General features: G+C 66.6%; 21 protein-coding genes and 1 other RNA gene. 13 read left to right on the top strand and 9 right to left on the bottom strand.

The window, feature by feature from the left end:
• A partial coding sequence (locus tag FHW94_RS23060; protein WP_210425668.1) for a hypothetical protein occupies nt 1–244 on the bottom strand: 244 nt, incomplete at its 3' end.
• A gap of 42 nt (nt 245–286) precedes the next feature.
• Between FHW94_RS23060 and FHW94_RS14555 the strand changes: the two genes are divergently transcribed.
• The 5 genes from FHW94_RS14555 (at nt 287) to FHW94_RS14535 (ending at nt 6,801) form a co-directional block, all read left to right on the top strand.
• Nucleotides 287–1,312, top strand: coding sequence for a glycosyltransferase family A protein (locus tag FHW94_RS14555; RefSeq protein ID WP_168556531.1), 1,026 nt, complete (start codon nt 287–289; stop codon nt 1,310–1,312).
• The gene (locus FHW94_RS14550) at nt 1,309–2,313 is read left to right on the top strand and encodes a glycosyltransferase (protein ID WP_349237523.1); all 1,005 of its coding nucleotides are present in this window, start codon (nt 1,309–1,311) and stop codon (nt 2,311–2,313) included. The genes FHW94_RS14555 and FHW94_RS14550 overlap by 4 nt, the downstream gene beginning before the upstream one ends.
• A complete protein-coding gene (locus tag FHW94_RS14545) occupies nt 2,310–3,836 on the top strand; it encodes an oligosaccharide flippase family protein (RefSeq protein WP_168556530.1) in 1,527 nt (508 codons plus the stop codon). The genes FHW94_RS14550 and FHW94_RS14545 overlap by 4 nt, the downstream gene beginning before the upstream one ends.
• Before the next feature lie 94 nt (nt 3,837–3,930).
• Complete coding sequence (locus tag FHW94_RS14540; protein ID WP_168556529.1) at nt 3,931–4,899, top strand: aspartyl protease family protein; 969 nt, start codon at nt 3,931–3,933, stop codon at nt 4,897–4,899.
• Nucleotides 4,900–4,971: 72 nt separating this feature from the next.
• Entirely contained in the window at nt 4,972–6,801 is a 1,830-nt protein-coding gene (locus tag FHW94_RS14535) for an ABC transporter ATP-binding protein/permease (RefSeq protein WP_168556528.1), read from the top strand.
• Between the two features lie 55 nt (nt 6,802–6,856).
• Here FHW94_RS14535 and FHW94_RS14530 read toward each other — a convergent pair whose 3' ends face one another.
• On the bottom strand, nt 6,857–7,057 hold the full coding sequence (locus FHW94_RS14530; protein WP_168556527.1) for a DUF1737 domain-containing protein: 201 nt from the start codon (nt 7,055–7,057) through the stop codon (nt 6,857–6,859).
• A 66-nt stretch (nt 7,058–7,123) separates the two neighbouring features.
• Here FHW94_RS14530 and FHW94_RS14525 point away from each other — a divergent pair, with 66 nt between their 5' ends.
• A complete protein-coding gene (locus FHW94_RS14525) occupies nt 7,124–8,521 on the top strand; it encodes an MFS transporter (protein ID WP_168556526.1) in 1,398 nt (465 codons plus the stop codon).
• A gap of 20 nt (nt 8,522–8,541) precedes the next feature.
• On the opposite strand, the gene hslU is transcribed toward FHW94_RS14525, so the two are convergent.
• The 3 genes from hslU to bamE all read right to left on the bottom strand — a co-directional run bounded on the left by hslU (nt 8,542) and on the right by bamE (nt 10,980).
• Complete coding sequence (gene hslU, locus FHW94_RS14520; protein ID WP_168556525.1) at nt 8,542–9,843, bottom strand: ATP-dependent protease ATPase subunit HslU; 1,302 nt, start codon at nt 9,841–9,843, stop codon at nt 8,542–8,544.
• Nucleotides 9,843–10,400, bottom strand: a complete 558-nt coding sequence (gene hslV / locus FHW94_RS14515) for an ATP-dependent protease subunit HslV (RefSeq protein ID WP_168556524.1) — start codon at nt 10,398–10,400, stop codon at nt 9,843–9,845. The genes hslU and hslV overlap by 1 nt, the downstream gene beginning before the upstream one ends.
• Before the next feature lie 73 nt (nt 10,401–10,473).
• Nucleotides 10,474–10,980 (bottom strand): outer membrane protein assembly factor BamE, encoded by a 507-nt coding sequence (gene bamE / locus FHW94_RS14510; protein ID WP_168556523.1) that lies wholly within the window; start codon nt 10,978–10,980, stop codon nt 10,474–10,476.
• 231 nt (nt 10,981–11,211) lie between these two features.
• Between bamE and FHW94_RS14505 the strand changes: the two genes are divergently transcribed.
• From FHW94_RS14505 to FHW94_RS14495, 3 genes are read left to right on the top strand one after another with little or no spacing between them, the layout of a single operon-like run.
• Nucleotides 11,212–11,727, top strand: a complete 516-nt coding sequence (locus FHW94_RS14505; RefSeq protein WP_168556522.1) for a ubiquinol-cytochrome C chaperone family protein — start codon at nt 11,212–11,214, stop codon at nt 11,725–11,727.
• Nucleotides 11,724–12,245, top strand: coding sequence for a YceD family protein (locus tag FHW94_RS14500; RefSeq protein WP_168556521.1), 522 nt, complete (start codon nt 11,724–11,726; stop codon nt 12,243–12,245). The genes FHW94_RS14505 and FHW94_RS14500 overlap by 4 nt, the downstream gene beginning before the upstream one ends.
• A gap of 5 nt (nt 12,246–12,250) precedes the next feature.
• A complete protein-coding gene (locus FHW94_RS14495) occupies nt 12,251–13,711 on the top strand; it encodes an MATE family efflux transporter (protein ID WP_168556520.1) in 1,461 nt (486 codons plus the stop codon).
• Nucleotides 13,712–13,806: 95 nt separating this feature from the next.
• Here the strand turns inward: FHW94_RS14495 and ssrA are convergent.
• Nucleotides 13,807–14,190: a transfer-messenger RNA gene (gene ssrA / locus FHW94_RS14490) on the bottom strand.
• 128 nt (nt 14,191–14,318) lie between these two features.
• Complete coding sequence (mscL, locus tag FHW94_RS14485; RefSeq protein WP_168556584.1) at nt 14,319–14,768, bottom strand: large conductance mechanosensitive channel protein MscL; 450 nt, start codon at nt 14,766–14,768, stop codon at nt 14,319–14,321.
• A 169-nt stretch (nt 14,769–14,937) separates the two neighbouring features.
• Between mscL and FHW94_RS14480 the strand changes: the two genes are divergently transcribed.
• Genes FHW94_RS14480 through FHW94_RS14465 form a run of 4 tightly spaced genes read left to right on the top strand, consistent with a single transcriptional unit; the run spans nt 14,938 to nt 17,578 of the window.
• The gene (locus FHW94_RS14480; protein ID WP_168556519.1) at nt 14,938–15,543 is read left to right on the top strand and encodes a LemA family protein; all 606 of its coding nucleotides are present in this window, start codon (nt 14,938–14,940) and stop codon (nt 15,541–15,543) included.
• A 43-nt stretch (nt 15,544–15,586) separates the two neighbouring features.
• Nucleotides 15,587–16,363 carry a TPM domain-containing protein gene (locus FHW94_RS14475; protein ID WP_246866159.1) on the top strand — a complete coding sequence of 259 codons (777 nt, stop codon included), beginning with the start codon at nt 15,587–15,589 and terminating at the stop codon, nt 16,361–16,363.
• Between the two features lies 1 nt (nt 16,364).
• Nucleotides 16,365–17,036, top strand: coding sequence for a hypothetical protein (locus FHW94_RS14470; RefSeq protein WP_168556517.1), 672 nt, complete (start codon nt 16,365–16,367; stop codon nt 17,034–17,036).
• Nucleotides 17,033–17,578, top strand: a complete 546-nt coding sequence (locus tag FHW94_RS14465; protein WP_168556516.1) for an NUDIX hydrolase — start codon at nt 17,033–17,035, stop codon at nt 17,576–17,578. The genes FHW94_RS14470 and FHW94_RS14465 overlap by 4 nt, the downstream gene beginning before the upstream one ends.
• 30 nt (nt 17,579–17,608) lie before the next feature.
• Here FHW94_RS14465 and FHW94_RS14460 read toward each other — a convergent pair whose 3' ends face one another.
• Both FHW94_RS14460 and FHW94_RS14455 read right to left on the bottom strand, forming a co-directional pair.
• Complete coding sequence (locus tag FHW94_RS14460; protein WP_168556515.1) at nt 17,609–18,913, bottom strand: MFS transporter; 1,305 nt, start codon at nt 18,911–18,913, stop codon at nt 17,609–17,611.
• 67 nt (nt 18,914–18,980) lie between these two features.
• Entirely contained in the window at nt 18,981–19,451 is a 471-nt protein-coding gene (locus tag FHW94_RS14455; protein ID WP_168556514.1) for a MarR family transcriptional regulator, read from the bottom strand.
• Nucleotides 19,452–19,483 lie beyond the last annotated feature (32 nt).

Raw genomic sequence — 19,483 nt, 5'->3', positions numbered from 1 at the left:
AACACCGCAGCACCTGGAAACAACCAAGCCGCCGGAAAACCGGCTGCACCGCATCGGTGAAGCGGCATATATGGAGGGCCACCGCAGGCGTCAACACCATTTTGCATTTTTGTTGCAGATCCCGGGAAAAGGCCCGGAAATGCTGGGACTTTCTGCCATGGCCACAGACAACCTCGGCGCGCTGTGGCAAGGCGGACAGCACTGGTCGGGCGCAATCCGTGATTCTCCTGATTCTTTGCGGCATTGTAAGCCAATCCTTAAACCCGCACGGACTAGATCGCAGTCAATGGCCGCCCCACCTTACCCCTGCCCCACTTTGCCCGATGGCACGCCCGCGCGCGTCAGCGTGATCGTGCCGGGCTTTGGCGTGGCGGCTTTCCTGGGCGACGCGCTCACGTCCCTGCAACGCCAGACGCTGGAGCCATGGGAAGCCGTGGTGGTGGACGATGGTGATCCCGCCGTGGCCAAGGCCGTAGCGCCCTTTCTGGCCGATCCGCGCATTCGCCTGCTGCAAACGCCGAACCGGGGTGTTTCGGCGGCACGCAACGCCGCCATCGCCGCGAGCCAGGCGCCGCTGATTGCCCTGCTCGATGGGGATGACCTGTTTCGTCCCGGCTATCTGGCCGCCACCGTGCCGCTGCTCGAACAGCAGGCGGACCTGCGCCTGGTGACGTGCAACGCCCGCATGTTTGGCGCAGTGGCAGCCGAACGCCATTGTGTGGAACGGCCCCAGCCGGCGCGCGGCACCTGGATCGATGTGCTGGACCGCTCCTTCAACGTCTATATCGGATCGACCTTTCGCCGCGCCGATTGCCTGGCCGTGGGCGGCTTTGACGAGACAATGACCCATGCCGAGGATCTCGACCTGTGGGTGCGGCTCATGGGGTTGGGCGGGCAAGCGCATTATCTGGACGAAGTGCTGTGCGAATATCGCGTGCGCGCCGGCTCGGCCTCGGCCCAGGCCATGCGCCTGCTGCGCGGCAGCCTGAAAGTCCAGACCAAGGCCCGCGCCACGTTGCCCCCTGCCGCGCCGGAGATTCCCCGGATCGAGCAATTGATGAACGAGACGCGCGATGCGCTGGCCTTCGAAGAGGCGATCGACCGCATCGTGGCCGGGCAGGCGCGATCGGGCCTGGCCGACTTGCGCCGCATCGGCAGCCAGATGGACGGCCCGGTGTGGCAGATCGCCATGGCGCTGTGGCACTGGCTGCCCGGCCTTGCCGCCCCGATGCTGCGCTGGCGGCGCCGTGCCCATCGCCGCGGCGGCACCAGCGGCACGCCCGCCCCCAGCTTCCTGGAAACCGAGCAGTGACCATATCGGGCGCCATTCCGGCCGTGACAGTGGCCACCAGCATGCACAACGCCGCCACCACCCTGGCCGCGGCGATCGAAAGCGTGCTGGCCCAGACGTTCGGCGATTTCGAATTCCTGATCCTGGATGATGGATCGACCGACCAAAGCCGTGCCATCGCGCAAGACTATGCCGCGCGCGATCCGCGCATCCGCTTGATCGCCATGCCGCGGCAGGGCCTGGTGCCAAGCCTGAACCAGTTGTTTGCGCAAGCACGCGCGCCGCTGGTGGCCCGGTTCGATGCCGACGACATCTGCCTGCCGCACCGCCTGGAGCGCCAGACCGCCTTTCTGGCCGCCAACCCGGACCATGGCCTGGTGGCAAGCGAAACCACGTTCATCGACGCCGACGGCGCCCCGGCGTCCAACCCGCCGGTCCATCGCCCGCACGATCACGGCGCGATCCTGGCCGAACTCGAGCATGGGCCGATCCTGTGCCACAGCGCCGTCATGGTGCGCACCGACCTGGTGCGTGACGCAGGCGGCTACCGCGCGGTCTATCTTCATGCCGAGGATTATGACTTGTGGCTGCGCCTGGCCGGCCGCACACGCATGGCCAATCTGCCCGAATGCCTGCTAGCCTATCGCATCACGCCCGGCCAGGTCAGCACGCGCCATGTGGTAACCCAGGCGCGCAACGCCGCGATTGCCTGGCTGGCCCACCGCGCGCGCCAGCAAACCGGGCAGGATCCCACCGCAAGCCTGGCCACCCTGCCCGAAATCGACGCGCTCGATGCGGTGTTCGGCGCGGGCAGCGCGGCCTATGTGCGCCAGCGCATGATCGACCGGCTGATCTATGCGCCCGATCGCCTGGCGGGCGAAGCATGGCCCGTGCTGGCCGGCCATATTGCCGACGTGGGTGCGCAGCCGCGCCTGTGGCGGGCCGCGCTGCGCATGCTGCGGGCCGGGCGACCGTTGCGCGCGGCGCAGGCGGCGGCCACGCTGCTGCGGCACGCGGCATGAGCACGACAACCTCCCGCCGCCCGCATCCGGCCACCGGCAGCCCGCCACCGGAAATGTCCGTGCGCACGGCCGCCGCCTGGGCGCTGGTATCGCAATATGCGTCTTTCGCGATCCAGTTCGCGACCAGCGTGGTGCTGGCACGCTGGTTCATCACCCCGGCGCAATTGGGGCTGTTTTCGATCGCCTTCGCTGCGGTCACGATCGTCGCGTTCCTCCAGGATTTCGGCGTGGCGCGCTATGTCAACGGCGAGCGCGACCTGACGCCCGAAAAGCTCCAGACCGCGTTCACCATTTCCGTGATCTTTGCCTGGGGCATTGCCCTGCTGGCACTGGCCTGCGCGGTACCGGTCGCACGGTTCTATGGCGATCCGGCGCTGTTGCCGGTCTTGCTGGTGGTGGCATCGTCGTATCTGCTGGTACCGCTGTCGATCGTGCCGCAGGCCACGTGCCAGCGGCGCATGGACTACAAGTCCAACACCATGATCGAGGTGGGCTCCTCCATCGCCAACGCAGCGGCGGCCGTCATGCTGGCAGTGCTGGGCCATGGCGCGCTGGCGCTGGCCTGGGGCGCCTTTGCCCAGCAGGGTGCGCGCCTGGTGGTGAGCCAGTGGCGCGCGGGATTGATGGTGCCCTGGCCACTGCGGCTGAAAGGCGCACGGCCGGTGCTGGAACTGGGCGGCACCAATTCGGTGCTCTCCACCTGCTATTCGATCACCGCCCGCGCGCCCGAACTGGTCATCGGCCGCTTGATCGACAACACCGCCGTGGGCCTGTTTGCCCGGGCGTCTGGCCTGGCCCTGCAATTGCGCATGCTGGTGGCCGGCGCCGTTACCGGGGTGTTCTATCCCGCGTTCCGCCGCGTGCGCGACCAGGGCGATCCGCTGGGGCCGCCCTACCTGCGCGTGGTGGCAGCCTATACCGGCGTGACCTGGCCGGCGATGGCGGGCATTGCCACGCTGGCGCAGCCGCTGATCCTCGCGCTCTATGGCCCGCGCTGGGTGGCGGCCGCCCCGCTGCTACTGTGGGTGGCGTTGGCGCAGTTGTGCTATATCTCCTTGCCGCTCAATGCCGATCTGCCGTTGCTGCTCGGCCGCAAGCGCGGCCTGATCCATCGCAATGTGGCCGAAACGGTGCTGTCGGTGGGCATGATTATGGCCGCCGCGCCCTTTGGCCTGGTGGCCGTCGCGATCTCGCGCTTTGTCCATGGGCTGTTGTGGATGGCGATCTATGCGCCGTTCATGCGCGCCATGCTCGATTTTGCCTGGCGCGACCTGCTGCGCATCTATGCCCAAAGCCTGGCTGCCACGCTGGCCGCCGTGGCGCCACTGCTGGCCAGCTATGCGCTGTGGGCGGGGCCGGCGGCGTGCAGCCTGGGCCAGGCGGCCAGCATGGTGGCCGCCGGCATCCTTTGCTGGCTTTTGGTGATGCGCATCACCCGCCATCCGCTGCTGGGCGAAGTGCTGGGCCTGCTGGGCGAGATCATGGCCGCCCTGCCCTGGCGCAAACAGACCGTTTCGGGCTGAAAACGGGCGAAAAATTCGCAATGCAGCATTGAAATAAGCCATGGCGCTGCCGTTCAAGCAGGCGTAACCTGCGTGGCGGAGAGGAACAAGAACCATGACGATGCTGGCCCCCAAGGTTGCCGGCACGCTTGGCCTGCTGGCCCTTGCGGCGGCGGCCCTGCCGGTGTCGGCGCAAACCGCGCCAACTGCCCCCGCGCCTGCGGCACTGATGCCCGATATCCAGCCCCCGATGGAAGAAATCCGGTTGAGCCACGATGCCCGTGCCCGGCTTACCGTGCCGGTGACGATCGGCAGCGCGGGGCCGTTTGCCTTCCTGGTCGATACCGGGGCGGAGCGCACCGTGCTGACACGGCAGACCGCGCAAGTGCTGGGCCTGGAGCCCAGCGGCCGCGCCCGGTTGGTGAGCGTGGCGGGACTGGAAGACGTCGACCTGGTGAAGGTTGCGGAAATTTCGCTCGGCACGCGCCGCTTTGCCGGACTGGAAGCGCCGCTGGTCGACGGCGCGGATCTGGAGGCTGAGGGGATCGTGGGTCTCGATGGCTTGCAAGACCAGCGCATCACGATCGATTTTGCCGCCAACCGCCTGATGATCGGCAATGCCGCGCCCGATGTACCCCAGGCAGACAGCTATGACATCGTGGTCACCGCCCGCCGCCGCTCGGGCCAGCTGATCATGACCGAAGCGACGGTCGATGGCGTGCGCACCGATGTGATGATCGACACCGGATCGGACGTCTCCATCGGCAACCGCGCGCTACAACGCGCGCTATCGCGGCAGGGGGTGGTGCAGCAGGCCCGCCTCGTCGCGGTGACCGGGCAAAGCATCGCCGCCGACGTGGGCCATGCCCGCACCATGCGCATCGGCGGTATGGATATCAACAACCTGACGTTCGCCTTTGCCGATGCCCCGGCCTTTGCCCACCTGCGGCTCAACCGCCGCCCTGCGCTGCTGCTGGGCATGCGTGATTTGAGCGCGTTCCAGAAAGTCGCCATCGATTTTGCCCGGCGCAAGGTGATGTTCGATTTCACCCCGGCACCACCGCCGGCGCTCGCCGCGCGTTAACGTGGCCAGGCGATAGAGCGTGGCGGTCAGATCCCGGGTGGCAACGGCCGGCAAAATGCCTATGTGAAGGCCATGCCGCCCGAGAACGCCCAAAAAAACCCGAATGCACCTGGCGCCCGTCATGATGGCTGGCACACGCTCAAGCGCTTCCTGCCCTATCTCTGGCCGGTGGACAATCCGGGCCTGCGCTGGCGCATCGTGGTGGCCTGCCTGTTCATTCTGGCATCCACCGGGGTGCAGCTGACCCTGCCCTATCTGCTCAAGTGGGCGGTCGATGCCATGAACGTGACCGGGCCACGGCTTGGCATGTTGGCAATGTGGACGGTGCTGGCCTATTCGTTCGGCCGCTTTGCCTGGGTGGCATTCGACAACTTGCGCAACATCGTGTTCGAGCGGGTGGGCCAGGATGCCACGCGCGCCTTGGCCGAGCATGTCTTTGCCCAGCTTCACCGCCTGTCCTTGCGCTTTCACCTGGCGCGGCGCACCGGCGAAGTGACCAAGACGATCGAGCGCGGGACCAAGAGCATCGACACGATGCTCTATTTCATGCTGTTCAACATCGCCCCCACCATCCTGCAACTGATCGTGGTGGCGGTGATTTTCTGGATCACCTTTGGCTGGGGGCTGGTGGCCGCGACGGCCGTGGCAGTGGCCGCCTATATCTGGGTGACGCGCACGATCACCGAATGGCGCACCCACTTGCGCGAGCGGATGAACCGGCTGGACGGGCAGGCCCTGTCGCGCGCGGTGGATTCGCTGCTCAACTATGAAACGGTGAAGTATTTCGGGGCAGAGCGGCGCGAGGAAGCGCGCTATGGCCAGGCCGCGCGCGCTTATGCCGAAGCGGCGATCACCAGCGAAAACAGCCTGGGCCTGCTCAATATTGCCCAGGCCATGGTGATCAGCCTGCTGATGGCCGGCGCCCTCGCCTATACCGTGTGGGGCTGGTGGCATGGCCGCTACACCGCCGGGCAACTGGTCTTCGTGCAGACTTATCTCACCCAGTTGTTCCGCCCGCTCGACATGCTCGGCATGGTCTATCGCACGATCCGCCAGGGGCTGATCGACATGGCCGAGATGTTCCGCCTGATCGACACCCAGGTGGAAGTGGCCGACAAGCCCGGCGCGCCGGCGCTGGTGGTGCGCCGCCCTTCGGTCACGTTCGACAACGTGGTGTTCGGTTATGATCCCGACCGCACGATCCTGCATGGCCTGTCGTTCGAAGTACCGGCCGGCAGCCGCGTGGCCATCGTCGGGCCGTCGGGCGCGGGCAAGTCCACCATCGCGCGCCTGCTGTTCCGGTTCTACGATCCGCGTTCGGGCCGTATCCTGATCGACGGGCAGGACATTGCCGGGGTCACCCAGGCAAGCCTGCGCGCCGCGATCGGCATCGTGCCCCAGGATTCGGTGCTGTTCAATGACACCATCGGCTACAACATCGCCTATGGCCGCGAAGGCGCCACCGCAGACGACGTGGCGGCGGCCGCGCGCGGGGCGGCGATTGCCGATTTCATTGCGCGTCTGCCCCATGGGCTCGACACCGAAGTGGGCGAGCGCGGCCTGAAACTGTCGGGCGGGGAAAAGCAGCGCGTGGCGATTGCCCGCACGCTGGTGAAGAACCCGCCGATCCTGCTGTTCGACGAGGCGACCAGCGCGCTCGACACCCGCACCGAGCAGGACATCCTGGGCACCTTGCGCGATGTGGCGGGGGGCCGCACCACGCTGTCGATTGCGCACCGGCTTTCCACCATTGCCGACAGCGACACGATCCTGGTGATCGACCAGGGCCGCCTGGTGGAACAAGGCGGCCACACCGACCTGCTGCGCCGCGCCGGCCTTTATGCCGAAATGTGGGCGCGCCAGGCGGCCGAGGGCGAGGAACTGGGCCAGGCGGCAGAGTAACGCGCGCCAAGTTCAGGGTTGCGCGGGGCTCCGGGCCTGGCAGCCCAGCGCACACTTACTTCACCACATCGGCCTCGTGCCAGACCACGGCCTGCGCCACCTTGATGCAGTCCATGCCGCCATCATACGTGATCGAGGGTGAGCCATAGAGCCGCCAGCCCTGGGCCAGGGCTTCGGACACGCGCTCGCAAAAGGCGCGGTCGTCCTTGCCGGTGAGCAGGCGATAGATCGGGCGATTGTCGGGCGTTTCATGCATGGCCTGCGGTGTATCACGCCGGCGTGCGCTTGCCAGCCCCGGCATTTGGCGGCACCAGATGCGCGCATGGAACCGATCGCCAGCCCCGACGCAATTGCCGCCCCGATCCCCGAAAAGCGCGCGTTGCTCGACCATCCAAGGGGGCTGTGGGTGCTGGCCGGCACCGAACTGTGGGATCGCATTTCCTGGCACGGCATGGTGGCCATGCTGGTGCTTTACATGACGGGCGAATTGCTGCTGCCCGGCCGGGTGGAGCACGTCATCGGCTTTGCCGGCTATCGCGCCGGGCTGGAGCACGTGTTCGGCCCGATGAACGTGACGCAACTCGCCACGCAGACGTTCGCGCTCTATTTCGCGGCAATCACGTTCCTGCCGCTGGTGGGCGGATGGATCGGCGACAGGGTCATGCCCCGGCGCGCGGCGGTGAGCCTGGGCGCGCTGACGATGACGGCGGGCCATTTCGCCATGGCGTTCGATGCCACGTTCCTCATGGCGCTGGTCCTGCTGGTGATCGGCGCCGGGCTGTTGCGCGGCAACCTGATGCCGCAGATTCGCGCGCTCTATGCCGCCGGGGATCGCCGCCTGGGCGATGCGTTCCAGGTCTATACTTTCGCGATCAACGTGGGCGCCTTCATCGCACCGATCGCTAGCGGCACGATGGCCAAGTATTATGGCTGGCACGCCGGGTTTGCCGTGGCGGGCGTGGGCATGCTGGCCGGCCTGGTGTGGTATCTGGCCGGCTCGCGGCACCTGCCCGCGCAAGTGCCGCCGCTCCAGGCCGGCCCGGCCCGGCAGCTGACTGCGGCGGAAAAGCGCAATATGTGGCTGCTGGCCCTGGTCTGGCCGTTCAGCGTGGCGTTCTGGACCGCCCAGGCACAAGTCTGGAATGTCTACAGCCTGTGGGTGCGCGACCATATCGACATGGTCGTGGGCGGCTTTGCCGTGCCGATCCCCTGGCTGCAATCGCTTGACGGGCTTGCCCCCGCGTTCGAGGCGCCCTTGCTGATCCTGCTGTGGCGCTGGCAGGCTTCGCGCCAGGCCGAATCCGACAGCCTGGGCAAGCTTGCCACGGGCTGCCTGATCTTCGCCGGGTCCACCCTGTTGCTGGCGCTGGTGCCGACCAACACGCGGGGCACGATCTGGCTGCCGGTGGCGTTCCATCTGCTGTCCAACCTGGGGGCGATGTTCTTCACCCCGGTCATGCACGCAACGTTCGCCTCGCGCGCGCCAGAGCGCTGGCGCGGTACGCTGATCGGGATAGACATGATGTCGGTGGCGGTGGCCAGCCTGATCAGCGGGCCGATGGGCGGCTGGTACACGCGCGTCAGCCCGCCGCTGTTCTGGATGGTGACGGCCGCGATTCCGGCGGTGGCCGGGGTCCTGCTGCTAGCCCTGCGCCGCCCGCTGCGCGCGTTCGGCGGCCCCGACCCGCTGGTGCAAACGACAGCAGCGCCGGCCCACTGAGGGCCGGCGCTGCGATCTGGTCACAGGATGTACTTCGACAGGTCGGCGTTGCCGGCCAGGCCGGCCAGCCGGTCTGCCACATAGGCCTCGTCCACCGTCACGGTGGTGCCGACGCGGTCTTCCGCGTCAAAGCTCACTTCCTCCAGCAGCTTTTCCATCACGGTCTGCAGCCGCCGGGCGCCGATGTTCTCCACGCTTTCGTTCACTTGCGCGGCAGTGCGGGCAATCGCGCGCACGGCCTCGGGCGTGAAATCCAGGGTGACCTGCTCGGTGCCGAGCAGCGCGCGGTACTGTTCCACCAGGTTGGCGCGCGTTTCAGCCAGGATGCGCACGAAATCATCCTCGGTCAGCGCCTTCAGCTCCACCCGGATCGGCAGGCGGCCCTGCAATTCGGGCAGCATGTCCGATGGCTTGGCCACGTGGAACGCGCCCGAGGCGATGAACAGCACGTGGTCGGTCTTCATCGGGCCATACTTGGTGGCAACCGTCGTGCCCTCGATCAGCGGCAGCAGATCGCGCTGCACGCCTTCGCGGCTGACAGAACCGCCGCGCACATCGGACACCGCGATCTTGTCGATCTCGTCGATGAACACGATGCCGTTGGTTTCCGCGTTCTGCAGCGCCACGCGGGCCACGTCATCCTGGTCCATGCGCTTTTCGGACTCTTCGTCCACCAGCTTGTCCCAGGCATCGGCCACGCGCATCTTGCGCCGCTTGAGCTGGTTGCGCCCGAACGCCTTGCCCATCATGTCCGACAGGTTGATCATGCCGACATTGCCGCCAAGGCCGGGGATTTCCATCGGGGCGGCAGGCGCGTCCTCCACCTCGATTTCCACTTCCACGTCGTTCATCGCGCCTTCGCTCAACCGCTGGCGAAAGCTTTCGCGCGTCGCTTCGCTGGCGCCGTCGCCCACCAGGGCTTTCAGCAGGCGGTCCATCGCGGCCTTGCTGGCGGCATCGCGCACGGCTTCGCGGCGGCGGTCCTTTTCCAGGCGGATCGCTTCTTCGGCCAGGTCGCGGGCAATCTGTTCCACATCGCGCCCGACATAGCCCACTTCAGTGAACTTGGTCGCTTCCACTTTCACGAACGGCGCATCGGCCAGCCGCGCCAGGCGGCGGCTGATCTCGGTCTTGCCGCAGCCGGTCGGCCCGATCATCAGGATGTTCTTGGGCGAAACCTCGTCGCGCAGATCGGGCGAGAGGCGCTGCCGGCGCCAGCGGTTGCGCAGCGCCACGGCCACCGCGCGCTTGGCATCGGCCTGGCCCACGATGTGTTCGTCCAGCGCGCGGACAATGGCCTTGGGGGTAAGACTGTCGAGCATCAGATTTCCTCAACCGTCACGCGGTCGTTGGTGAACACGCAGATTTCCGCCGCCACCTGCATGGCGCGGCGGGCAATCTTTTCGGGATCATCTTCATAGGCATCCACCGCGCGCGCGGCCGCCAGGGCATAGTTGCCGCCCGAACCGATCGCGGTGATGCCGCCTTCGGGCTCCAGCACGTCGCCGTTGCCGGTCAGCACCAGCAGGGTGCTGGCGTCGGCCACGATCATCAACGCTTCCAGGTTGCGCAGGTATTTGTCGGTGCGCCAGTCCTTGGCCAGTTCCACCGCGGCGCGCATCAACTGGCCGCGATGCTGCTCCAGCTTGCGCTCCAGCCGCTCGAACAGGGTAAAGGCATCGGCCGTCGCCCCGGCAAAGCCGGCGATCACCGATCCGTCGCCAATGCGCCGCACCTTGCGGGCATTGGGCTTCATCACCGTGTTGCCCATGGAAACCTGGCCGTCACCCGCGATCACGGTACGGCCGTTCTTCTTCACCCCGATGATCGTGGTGCCGTGCCACTGGACCAGGCCGTGGCTCGCCTTGCTATCGTCCATCCCGGCGATATGGGATCGCCGGCCGGCCGTTCAAGCCACAGCCCGAACGGCCCAGACCGAACGCCCCCGCCGATCAGCTGCCGTTCGGGCCCGAGCCGGTCGGGCCACGGCCCTGGCCGGTGCCACCGGTGCCCGTGGGCATGGCGCCGACAGCGCCGATGTTGCCGAACAGATCCTGGAAGAAGCTGCGATGGCGGCCCAGCGTAGGCGTCGCTTCGCGCACGGGGTGGATCGTGGGCACGCGGGTGAGATTCACGCGATCGACAGTGCTGACATTGCCGGCGGTGTCAAAGTTCACTTTCAGCACCTGCTCGCTGGTGGTGCGCGGGCGCTTGAACGGGCGTTGCCGGGTGTCGACCGAAACGTAATACCAGCTTTGCGGGCCGAACTGGCTCTTGAACGTGGCCTGGCCCAGCGCGCGTTCCACCGAATTGCGGTTGTCCACGCCCGGCTGCACCGAATCGGTCAGCGCCTTGTCCATCTGGAACCCACGATGGTCGCGGATGCTGGCACAGCCGCTGACCAGCACGACAAGACCTGCCAGCGCAGCGCTTTTCAGGGCCATCCGATTCTCGCGCATTCCATCACTCCAAATACGACCCACTGCGGGAACACCCGGCACCACCTGGCCGGGAACCCCCGCCGGCACAACGCACAAAGGCCCACTTTGCCTTCGCGCTGCAGCGCCCTATATCCGCGCAAGCCTTAGGGGCGAAACGGGTTGTCCGCAATGGCGGCGTGCCGGTTTGCGCCGGGCTGCGCAAATTGGCCGCGCCTGACGCTGCCAACGAACCAAAGGATGCCACGCACCATGTCCCTGCTCGCCCGCCTTCTGGGCCAGACCCGCGATGATCGCGATGCCGCCCGCCCGCTGTGGCACCGCGTGGTGGAAATCGCGCGCGAAAAGGAATGGTATGCGGCATGCGGCGTGGCCGACAGCGTCGCCGGCCGGTTCGACATGATCACCCTGGTGCTTTCCATCGTGCTCTTGCGGATGGAGCGCGATCCCGGGCTGGTCCAGCCATCGGTATGGTTGACCGAACTGTTTGTGGAAGACATGGATGGCCAGCTGCGCGAAAGCGGCGTGGGCGATCTGATGGTGGGCAAGCATATCGGCAAGTTGATGGGCACGCTGGGCGGCCGCCTGGGCGCCTATCGCGACGGCCTGGACGCAGGCGAGCAGGCCCTTGCCGCCGCGCTTGCCCGCAACATGACATTGCAGGACGGTACAGATCCCCTGCCCCTGGCCCGCCGCGCCCGCGCCTTTGCCGCCGGGCTCGCGCTGGTGCCGGCCGACAGGGTTCTGGCCGCGGAGATTGGACGATGAGCGACACCCACGAATTCACCCGCTGGATCGATCTGCGCCAGATCGGTGACGCGCCGGTGGTGCTCGAACCCGATGCCGACGAGCGCCGCCGCCTGGCCGCGCGCTTTGCCATTTCGGCGATCGAGACGATGCGGGCAGAGGTCAAGCTGACTGCCGATGGACCGGTGGTGCGCGCCGATGGCCGGTTGACCGCGGCCATCCAGCAGGCCTGCGCCATTTCAGGCGAGGATTTCCCGGTCCGCATCAACGAGGCGCTACACTTGCGCTTCGTGCCGGAAAGCCAGATCGAAGTGTCCGCGGAAGAGGAAATCGAGATCACCGCCGACGAGTGCGACGAGATTCCCTACAGCGGTCTGACCTTCGACCTGGGCGAGGCGGTGGCGCAAAGCCTGGCGCTGGCGATCGACCCCTTTGCCGAAGGGCCGCTGGCCGACAAGGCGCGCGCCGAACACAACCTCGCCGGCGATGACGCCAGCGGGCCTTTTGCGGCCCTGGCCGCCTTGCGCAACAAGGATTGAACACCATGGCAGGTCCGCAAGGCAACACCGCTCCTGGCGGGCCCGGGGCGCGCGATCTTACGCGTGGCCCGATTCTGAAAACGCTCATGCTGTTTTCGATGCCCACGCTGGTGGGCAATATCCTCCAGTCGCTCAACGGCTCGATCAACGCCATCTGGGTCGGCCGCCTGCTGGGCGATTCGGCGCTGGCCGCCACGGCCAATGCCAACGTCGTGATGTTCCTGGTCTTTGCCGCCGTGTTCGGCTTCGGCATGGCCGCCACCGTGAAAGTCGGGCAGTCGTTCGGCGCCGGCAATGTCGATGCGGCACGGCGCACGTTCGGCACGGCAGTGGGCTTTTGCGTGGGCCTGGCGATCATCGTGGCCACAGCCGGCTGGCTCGGCGCGCCGGCATTGCTGCGCATCATGTCCACCCCGGCAGACATTTTTGCCTTCGCGCTCGCCTATCTGCGGGTGATCTTCGTGGCGCTGCCGGCCACGATGATTTCGGTGATGATCTCGATGGGCCTGCGCGGCGCGGGCGATGCTAAGACCAGCCTCTATTTCATGATCGTCTCGGTGGTGCTCGATTGCGGGCTCAACCCGGTGTTCATCGCCGGGCTGGGGCCGATCCCGGCCATGGGCATTGCCGGCTCGGCACTCGCCACGGCCATTTCGTCCTATGTCTCGATGGTGGTCCTGGTGCTCTATGCCTATGCCCGCAACCTGCCGCTGCGGCTGCGCGGGGCGGAACTGGGCTATCTGCTGCCCCGCATGGACGAGCTGCGCTATATCGTCACCAAGGGCCTGCCGATGGGCGCGCAGATGCTGATCGTGTCGGGCGCCGGGATCATCATGCTGGGCCTGGTCAACCGCGAAGGTTCGGTCACCAGTGCGGCCTATGGCGCCTCGCTCCAGGTGTGGACCTACCTGCAGATGCCGGCGATGGCCATTTCCGCTGCGCTCAGCGCCATGGCGGCCCAATCGATCGGGGCCGGCCTGGTCGATCGGCTGGGCCGGATCACGCGCGCAGGCCTCATTCTCAATTTCGCGGTCACCGGCACGATGACCGCGCTGCTGCTTGCCTTCGACCGGCCGGTGCTGGTGCTTTTCCTGGGCTCGACCAGCCCGGCGGTGGACATGGCACGCCACATCCAGCTGCTCGCCAGCTGGAGCTATATCCTGTTCGGGATGACAATCATGCTGTTCGGCACCATGCGCGCGGGCGGCGTGGTCATGGCGCCGCTGGTCGTCCTGGCCATCGCGATGTTCCCGGCGCGGCTGGGGTTCTACCACCTGGCCTATCCCTCGATCGGCGCCGATGCACTGTGGCTGGCTTTCCCGGTGGGTTCGCTGGCCGCCGTGGCGATGAGCGCGATCGCCTATAGCCGCCCCGGCTGGCGCAAGCGTGCGCAGGCAATCGGCGCGGCGCGGCGCCAGGAAACCGAGGCCGCAGCCGAATGCTCGGCCGAGACGATGCCTGGCTGATCTGGGTCTGGCTGATCTGGGCCTGGCTGATCTGGGCCTGGCTGATCTGGGCCAGGCAGAACTGGGCCGGGCCAAAGCGGGCGAAAATGAAGGAAGGTGGGGGGATTTCTGTTGCCCGGCACCCCCCGGGCCGCTGGTATCACTTCTGTTGACCGGCGTGTCCAGCCGCGCTTTCGCTTTGTAAGATCAGGCCGTTAGGCCGTCAGGTTACGCGGCGAGAGCAAGTGCTTCGTTGTCGTTGGCACTTGTTGGTTTTGAGCCTTTAACGGGTTACTCAGCCCGGGCGAAAACAGCGCTTTTCAACACACGTCGATCCTAGTTCGGCCCCGTCATCTGCCCCGCATGCGCGAGAGAGGTGGTGGAGCCGCCGGGTACCGCCCCCGGGTCCGCTGCGCCTATTGTACGCCGCAGTTTATCGCCATAGCCGGGTCAAACCCGGCAGAGCCCCATATAGGGATTCCTTCCGCAATGGGAAGAGGGCGCGAGGAAACCGGCTTCGACACGCTCAGGCCGGGGCAATTCGGAATGGAAAACCCAACCCGCGTTCGCCCTGAGCCTGTCGAAGGGCCTGTCCCGAACCGGCCCCGAGCCCGCGCCCAACCGTGCTTCACCCCTTGGCCTTGAGCGCGTCCCTGATCTCGATCAGCAGGTCCACTTCGCTCGGTCCCTTGGGCGCTTCGGGCGCAGCGGGCTTTTCCTCGTGCTTGCGGATCAGCGAATTGGCGAGCTTCACGATCAGGAAGATGATGAAGGCCACGATCAGGAAATTGACCGCCTGGGTGATGAAATCGCCATAGCCGATCATCGGCACGCCCGCAGCCTTGAGCTGGGCATAGTTGTCGGGATCGCCCTTGAACGTTGCCGGGATCGGCCCCAGGCGCACGAAATAGCGCGTGAAATCCACGCCGCCGGTCACGAAACCCACCACCGGCATGATCATGCTTTCGGTCAGCGAGGTCACGATCTTGCCAAAGGCGCCGCCGATGATGACACCGACCGCCAGATCGAGCACGTTGCCACGGGCGATAAAAGTCTTGAATTCGTCGAGAATGGCCACGGCCCATTTCCCCTTCTTAACCAGGTCGTCGCGGATGATTGCCACCACCCCTGCCGGGCGGCAAGCGCCAAGGTAATTGCTTTACAGTTCGACCAACGACGTTGCGCTGCCCTTGATCCGCAACGTCGCAGCGCTATGTCATCAGCGCATCTGCAACGAGGATCGATCCATGTCCCGCCTCTTCAATCGTTTTCTGCCCCGCTTCGCCCTTGCTGCCGTGGCAGCGGCAAGCCTTGCCGGCTGCGGGGTCAACTCGATTCCCACGGCCGAGGAAAATGCGAAGGCCAAGTGGGCCAATGTGCAGAACCAGTACCAGCGGCGTGCCGATCTGGTGCCTAACCTGGTGGCCACCGTAAAGGGCTATGCCCGCCAGGAACAGGACACCCTGGTGAAAGTGACCGAGGCCCGCGCCAAGGCCACTTCGGTCCAGATCACGGCGGCCGACCTTTCCGACCCCGACAAGGTTGCCGCCTATCAGAAGGCGCAGGGCGAGCTGTCGCAGGGGCTGGGCCGGCTGATGGCCAATGTCGAGGCCTATCCCGATCTCAAGTCCAACGAGAATTTCCTGGCCCTGCAAAGCCAGCTTGAGGGCACCGAAAACCGCATCGCCGTGGCCCGCCGCGATTACAACGACGCGGTGCAATCCTACAACACCACGATCCGCACGTTCCCGGCGGTGATCGGCGCCAAGGTGATCTATGGTGCCAAGCCGATGGTGCCGTTCCAGGCCACGACGCCCGGGGCCGACGAAGCGCCCAAGGTCAATTTCAATTAAGCCGGTGAAACGGCACTTCGTACAGCGCTGGGCCGCCCTTGCCCTGCTGGTGCTGGCGATCTTCGCCACGCCAGCCTGGGCGCAGACGTTTCCGCAGCTGACCGGCCGCGTGGTGGACGATGCGCACCTGCTGTCGCCCCAGCAGGTGCAAGCCCTCGATACCAAGCTGGCCGCGCTGGAGCAGCAGTCGCAGCGCCAGCTGGTGGTGGCGACCGTGCCCGACCTGCAAGGACAGGAGATCGAGGACTACGGCTATCGCCTGGGCCGCGCCTGGGGCCTGGGCGACAAGCAGCGCAACGATGGCGCGATCCTGCTGGTCGCGCCCAACCAGCGCAAAGTGCGGATCGAGGTGGGCTATGGCCTGGAAGGCATCCTGACCGACGCGCTTTCGGAAGTGATCATCCAGCGTGAAATCGTGCCGCGCTTCAAGGCGGGCGATTACGCCGGTGGCATCAACGCGGCCACCGACCAGCTGATCGCCCAGCTCAAGCTGCCCGAGGATCAGGCGCGCCAGGTGGCGGCGCAGGCGGCCAAGGCGCAGAAGAAGGCCAACGAGCCGCACTTCGACGCGGGCACCGTGGTATTCCTGGTGATCTTCGGCCTCTTCTTCGTCCTGCCGTTCCTGCGCGCCATGCGGGGCGGCGGGCGCCGCTATGGCGGCGGCGGTCCCGGCGTGTTCATCTTCCCGAGCGGCGGATGGGGCGGCGGCGGTGGCGGTTCCGGCTTTGGCGGCGGATCGGACTGGGGCGGCGGTGGTGGCGGCGGCTTCTCCGGCGGCGGTGGCAGTTTTGGCGGCGGTGGCGCTTCGGGGGATTGGTGACATGCTGTTGACCCAGGATGACAGTGCCCGCATCGCGGCCGCCGTGGCCCAGGCCGAGCGCGACACGGCGGGCGAGATCGTTACCGTCGTATCCGCGCAGTCCGACCCTTACACCGACGTGGCGCTGGCCTGGTCGGTGTTCATCGCGTTCCTGGCCCTCGCCGCGCTGGAAGCCACCCCTGCGTTTTACGTGGCGCTGGTCGATCGCGTGCTGGGCCTGTGGGCCACGGAATGGAGCGCGCGTGCCTATTTCGGCCTCGCCCTCACCGTGGCGGTGGTCAAGTTCGCCGCCAGCCTCGCGATCCTGAAGTGGCATCGCCTGCGCCTGTGGCTCACCCCGGCGCCCATCAAGCGCGCCCGCGTCCACGCCCGTGCCCTCACTGCCTTTCGCCTGGGCGCGGAAAGCCGCACCACCGGGCGCACCGGCGTGGTGCTCTATGTCTCGCTGGCCGAGCGCAAGGCCGAGATCATCGCCGACCGCGCGATTGCCGACCATGTCAGCCCGGAAGTGTGGGGCGATGCCATGGCGGCCCTGCTGGCGCCCTTGCGCGAGGGGCGCCTGGGCGATGGAATGGTCGCGGCGATCGAGCGCATCGGCGCCGTGCTCGCCCAAGCCGCCCCGGCCCTGGCGGATGACCGCAACGAACTGCCCGACGGACCGATCCTGCTATGAGCCTTGAAGACGAATTCCGCGACAATCCCGAGGAAACGCCTTGGGAAGGCCGCTTCATTGCCGCCAAAACGCGCGGCCGCTGGGAATATGTCAGCCGCGCGCGCAACATTCGCGCGGCGGTAATCCTGGCGATGACCGAAGCCCGCGACGTGATCCTGGTGGAGCAGTTCCGCGTGCCGCTGGGCCGCCCCTGCCTGGAATTGCCCGCCGGCCTGATCGGCGATGACGATAGCAGCCAGGACGAAGACGCGAGCCTTGCTGCATCACGCGAACTGGAAGAAGAAACCGGCTATCGCGCCACCCGCATGGAAGCGCTGGGCGAATTCTGGTCCAGCCCCGGCATGGTTTCGGAAAGCTTTACCCTGTTCCGTGCCCATGGCCTGACGCGGGTTTCGGCCGGCGGCGGGGTGGAAGGCGAAGGCATCACCGTGCACCACGCGCCGCTGGACGATATTGCCGGCTATGTCGCCGCCCGCCGGGCGGAAGGCATGGCGATCGACGTCAAGATTCTGACGCTGCTGGGGCCCGGCTTGCTGACGTAAGCATCCTCGCCTGACCCCAGTTGCGACCGGTCAGTGCGCCTCGCGCAGGCGCAGCGCCAGCAGCGTGGCCGCCGCGCCAAGCGAGCCCAGCCCCATGATGATCGACACGGTCAGCAGCGGCAATTGCGCGGCATGGAACAGTTCGCCGGCCAGGATGGGTGAGCCGGCCGCGCCGATCCGCCCCGCGCCGATGGCAAAGCCGGTGCCCGTGGCGCGCACCTTGGCCGGAAAGCCCTGGGCAAACGCGGAATAGAACCCGACGATCGCGGCATTGGTGGTAAACCCGGTGCAGAACACCGCCACGCGCCAGCCGACCAGGCTGTCTGCCCCCAGGCCGAACAGCGAAACCGCCACGGTGCCGGCCAGCAGCATGGCGATCGTCGGCCACTTGATGCCGAACCGGTGCATCAGGAACCCGAACAGTCCACCGCCGATCGCCCCGCCGATATTGGCCCACACCAGCACGCTGGCTGCCTGCGGCTGCGTATAGCCGAAATCGGCCACGATCTTGGGGCTCCACTTCAGGATGTAATAGAACGTGATGCAGTGGAGCGAATAGCCCAGCGTGAGCAGCAGCGTGGTGCCGACCAGGCCCGGCCGGAAAATGTCGAACAGGCTGGACTTGGCCGCGCCGGTTTCCACCGGAGGCAACGCATGCACGGCAGGCAGGCGCAGTGCGCCCAGCGAGCGGTTGACCCGCGCCAGGGCATCGGCCGGGCGGCTGACCAGGAACCACGCCGGCGTTTCAGGCACCAGGAACCAGACCAGCGGGATGAACACCACCGTGGCGATCGCGCCAAATTCGAACACCACGCGCCAATCGCCGCTCTTGAGCAGGAGGGCGGCAATCGTGCCGCCCACCGTGGCACCGATGGGATAGCCGATCACCATCAGCGACATCGCCAGGCTGCGGCCCTTGGTGCTGCAAATCTCGGCCGTCACCGCGTTGATCGCCGCGAGCATGCCACCGATGCCAAGGCCGGTGAGCAGGCGCCACAAGCCCAGCGTGACCGGACTGCTCGCCGTGGTCGCCAGGCCCATGCCCAGCGCCATCACCACCAGGCAACCCAGCACCGTGGGTCGCCGGCCAAACCGGTCTGCCGCGCCGCCCAGCACGATCGAGCCAAAGCCCATGCCGATCAGTTCCATCGACAGCACCACGCCCAGCGCGTCGCGGCCGATGCCCCATTCCTTGGAAATGCCGGGCGCGGCAAAGGCGCTCGACAGCACATCGAACCCGTCGAGCGCATTGAGCGCGATCATCAAGGTGACGGCAATCCACTGCCGCAGCCCCATGGGCGATTGGCGAATCACTTCGCGCGGATCGTTCAACATCGGTTCTCTCCCACAGGCCCGGCTGGCGTATTATTGCTATGCTTTATAACATGCCGAAACGATCTGGCTACTCGTGAATGCGCGCCAGCAGTTCCAGCAGGAGCTTCACTTCCTTGTCGGAAAAATGGCGCTTCACCCAGGCTTCGTGCTCGGCAATCGCGTGCTTGGCGCGCGATAGCATGATCTGGCCCTGCGGTTCCAGGAACAGCGCCTGCTTGCGGCCATCCTCGGCCGATCGATCGCGCCGCAGGAAGTGCTTGGCCTGCAACCGGTTGATGATCGCCATGGTCGTGGCGCGGTCCATCCGCAGGCGCTGCGCCAGGTCGGTCTGCGCGATACCGGGGTGATCGTCCACCAGCCACAACACCGAAACCTGCTTCTGCGTCAGGTCCAGCTCGGTGAAGGTTTCGGTGAAATGGCGCAGGCACGCGCCATGCGCCAGGCGGATGTGAAAGCCCAGGATTCCGTTGATTTCGCCGATATCGGCTTCTTCGCCAGGGGGCGGCGTCACCGCATCGGCAAACTTGTCCTTGATCAATGCCTGCTCCCCATTGCCTTGCGCATCAGAAG

The organism is Novosphingobium sp. SG720, assembly GCF_012275365.1.
GTDB classification, from domain to species: Bacteria; Pseudomonadota; Alphaproteobacteria; order Sphingomonadales; family Sphingomonadaceae; genus Novosphingobium; species Novosphingobium rhizosphaerae.
Note: the sequence above shows the minus strand (reverse complement) of the source record. Positions and strands in the feature narration are given on the sequence as shown.

Coding starts and splice junctions, on each gene's coding strand:
- hslV (WP_168556524.1), bottom strand. CDS start 10,400: ATGGACGATAGCAAGGCGAGCCACGGCCTGGTCCAGTGGCACGGCACC.
- FHW94_RS14500 (WP_168556521.1), top strand. CDS start 11,724: ATGAGCGACACCCACGAATTCACCCGCTGGATCGATCTGCGCCAGATC.
- FHW94_RS14525 (WP_168556526.1), top strand. CDS start 7,124: ATGGAACCGATCGCCAGCCCCGACGCAATTGCCGCCCCGATCCCCGAA.
- FHW94_RS14505 (WP_168556522.1), top strand. CDS start 11,212: ATGTCCCTGCTCGCCCGCCTTCTGGGCCAGACCCGCGATGATCGCGAT.
- FHW94_RS14470 (WP_168556517.1), top strand. CDS start 16,365: ATGCTGTTGACCCAGGATGACAGTGCCCGCATCGCGGCCGCCGTGGCC.
- FHW94_RS14535 (WP_168556528.1), top strand. CDS start 4,972: ATGCCGCCCGAGAACGCCCAAAAAAACCCGAATGCACCTGGCGCCCGT.
- FHW94_RS14495 (WP_168556520.1), top strand. CDS start 12,251: ATGGCAGGTCCGCAAGGCAACACCGCTCCTGGCGGGCCCGGGGCGCGC.
- FHW94_RS14530 (WP_168556527.1), bottom strand. CDS start 7,057: ATGCATGAAACGCCCGACAATCGCCCGATCTATCGCCTGCTCACCGGC.
- FHW94_RS14460 (WP_168556515.1), bottom strand. CDS start 18,913: ATGTTGAACGATCCGCGCGAAGTGATTCGCCAATCGCCCATGGGGCTG.
- bamE (WP_168556523.1), bottom strand. CDS start 10,980: ATGCGCGAGAATCGGATGGCCCTGAAAAGCGCTGCGCTGGCAGGTCTT.
- FHW94_RS14545 (WP_168556530.1), top strand. CDS start 2,310: ATGAGCACGACAACCTCCCGCCGCCCGCATCCGGCCACCGGCAGCCCG.
- FHW94_RS14480 (WP_168556519.1), top strand. CDS start 14,938: ATGTCCCGCCTCTTCAATCGTTTTCTGCCCCGCTTCGCCCTTGCTGCC.
- FHW94_RS14555 (WP_168556531.1), top strand. CDS start 287: ATGGCCGCCCCACCTTACCCCTGCCCCACTTTGCCCGATGGCACGCCC.
- FHW94_RS14540 (WP_168556529.1), top strand. CDS start 3,931: ATGACGATGCTGGCCCCCAAGGTTGCCGGCACGCTTGGCCTGCTGGCC.
- FHW94_RS14465 (WP_168556516.1), top strand. CDS start 17,033: ATGAGCCTTGAAGACGAATTCCGCGACAATCCCGAGGAAACGCCTTGG.
- hslU (WP_168556525.1), bottom strand. CDS start 9,843: ATGCTCGACAGTCTTACCCCCAAGGCCATTGTCCGCGCGCTGGACGAA.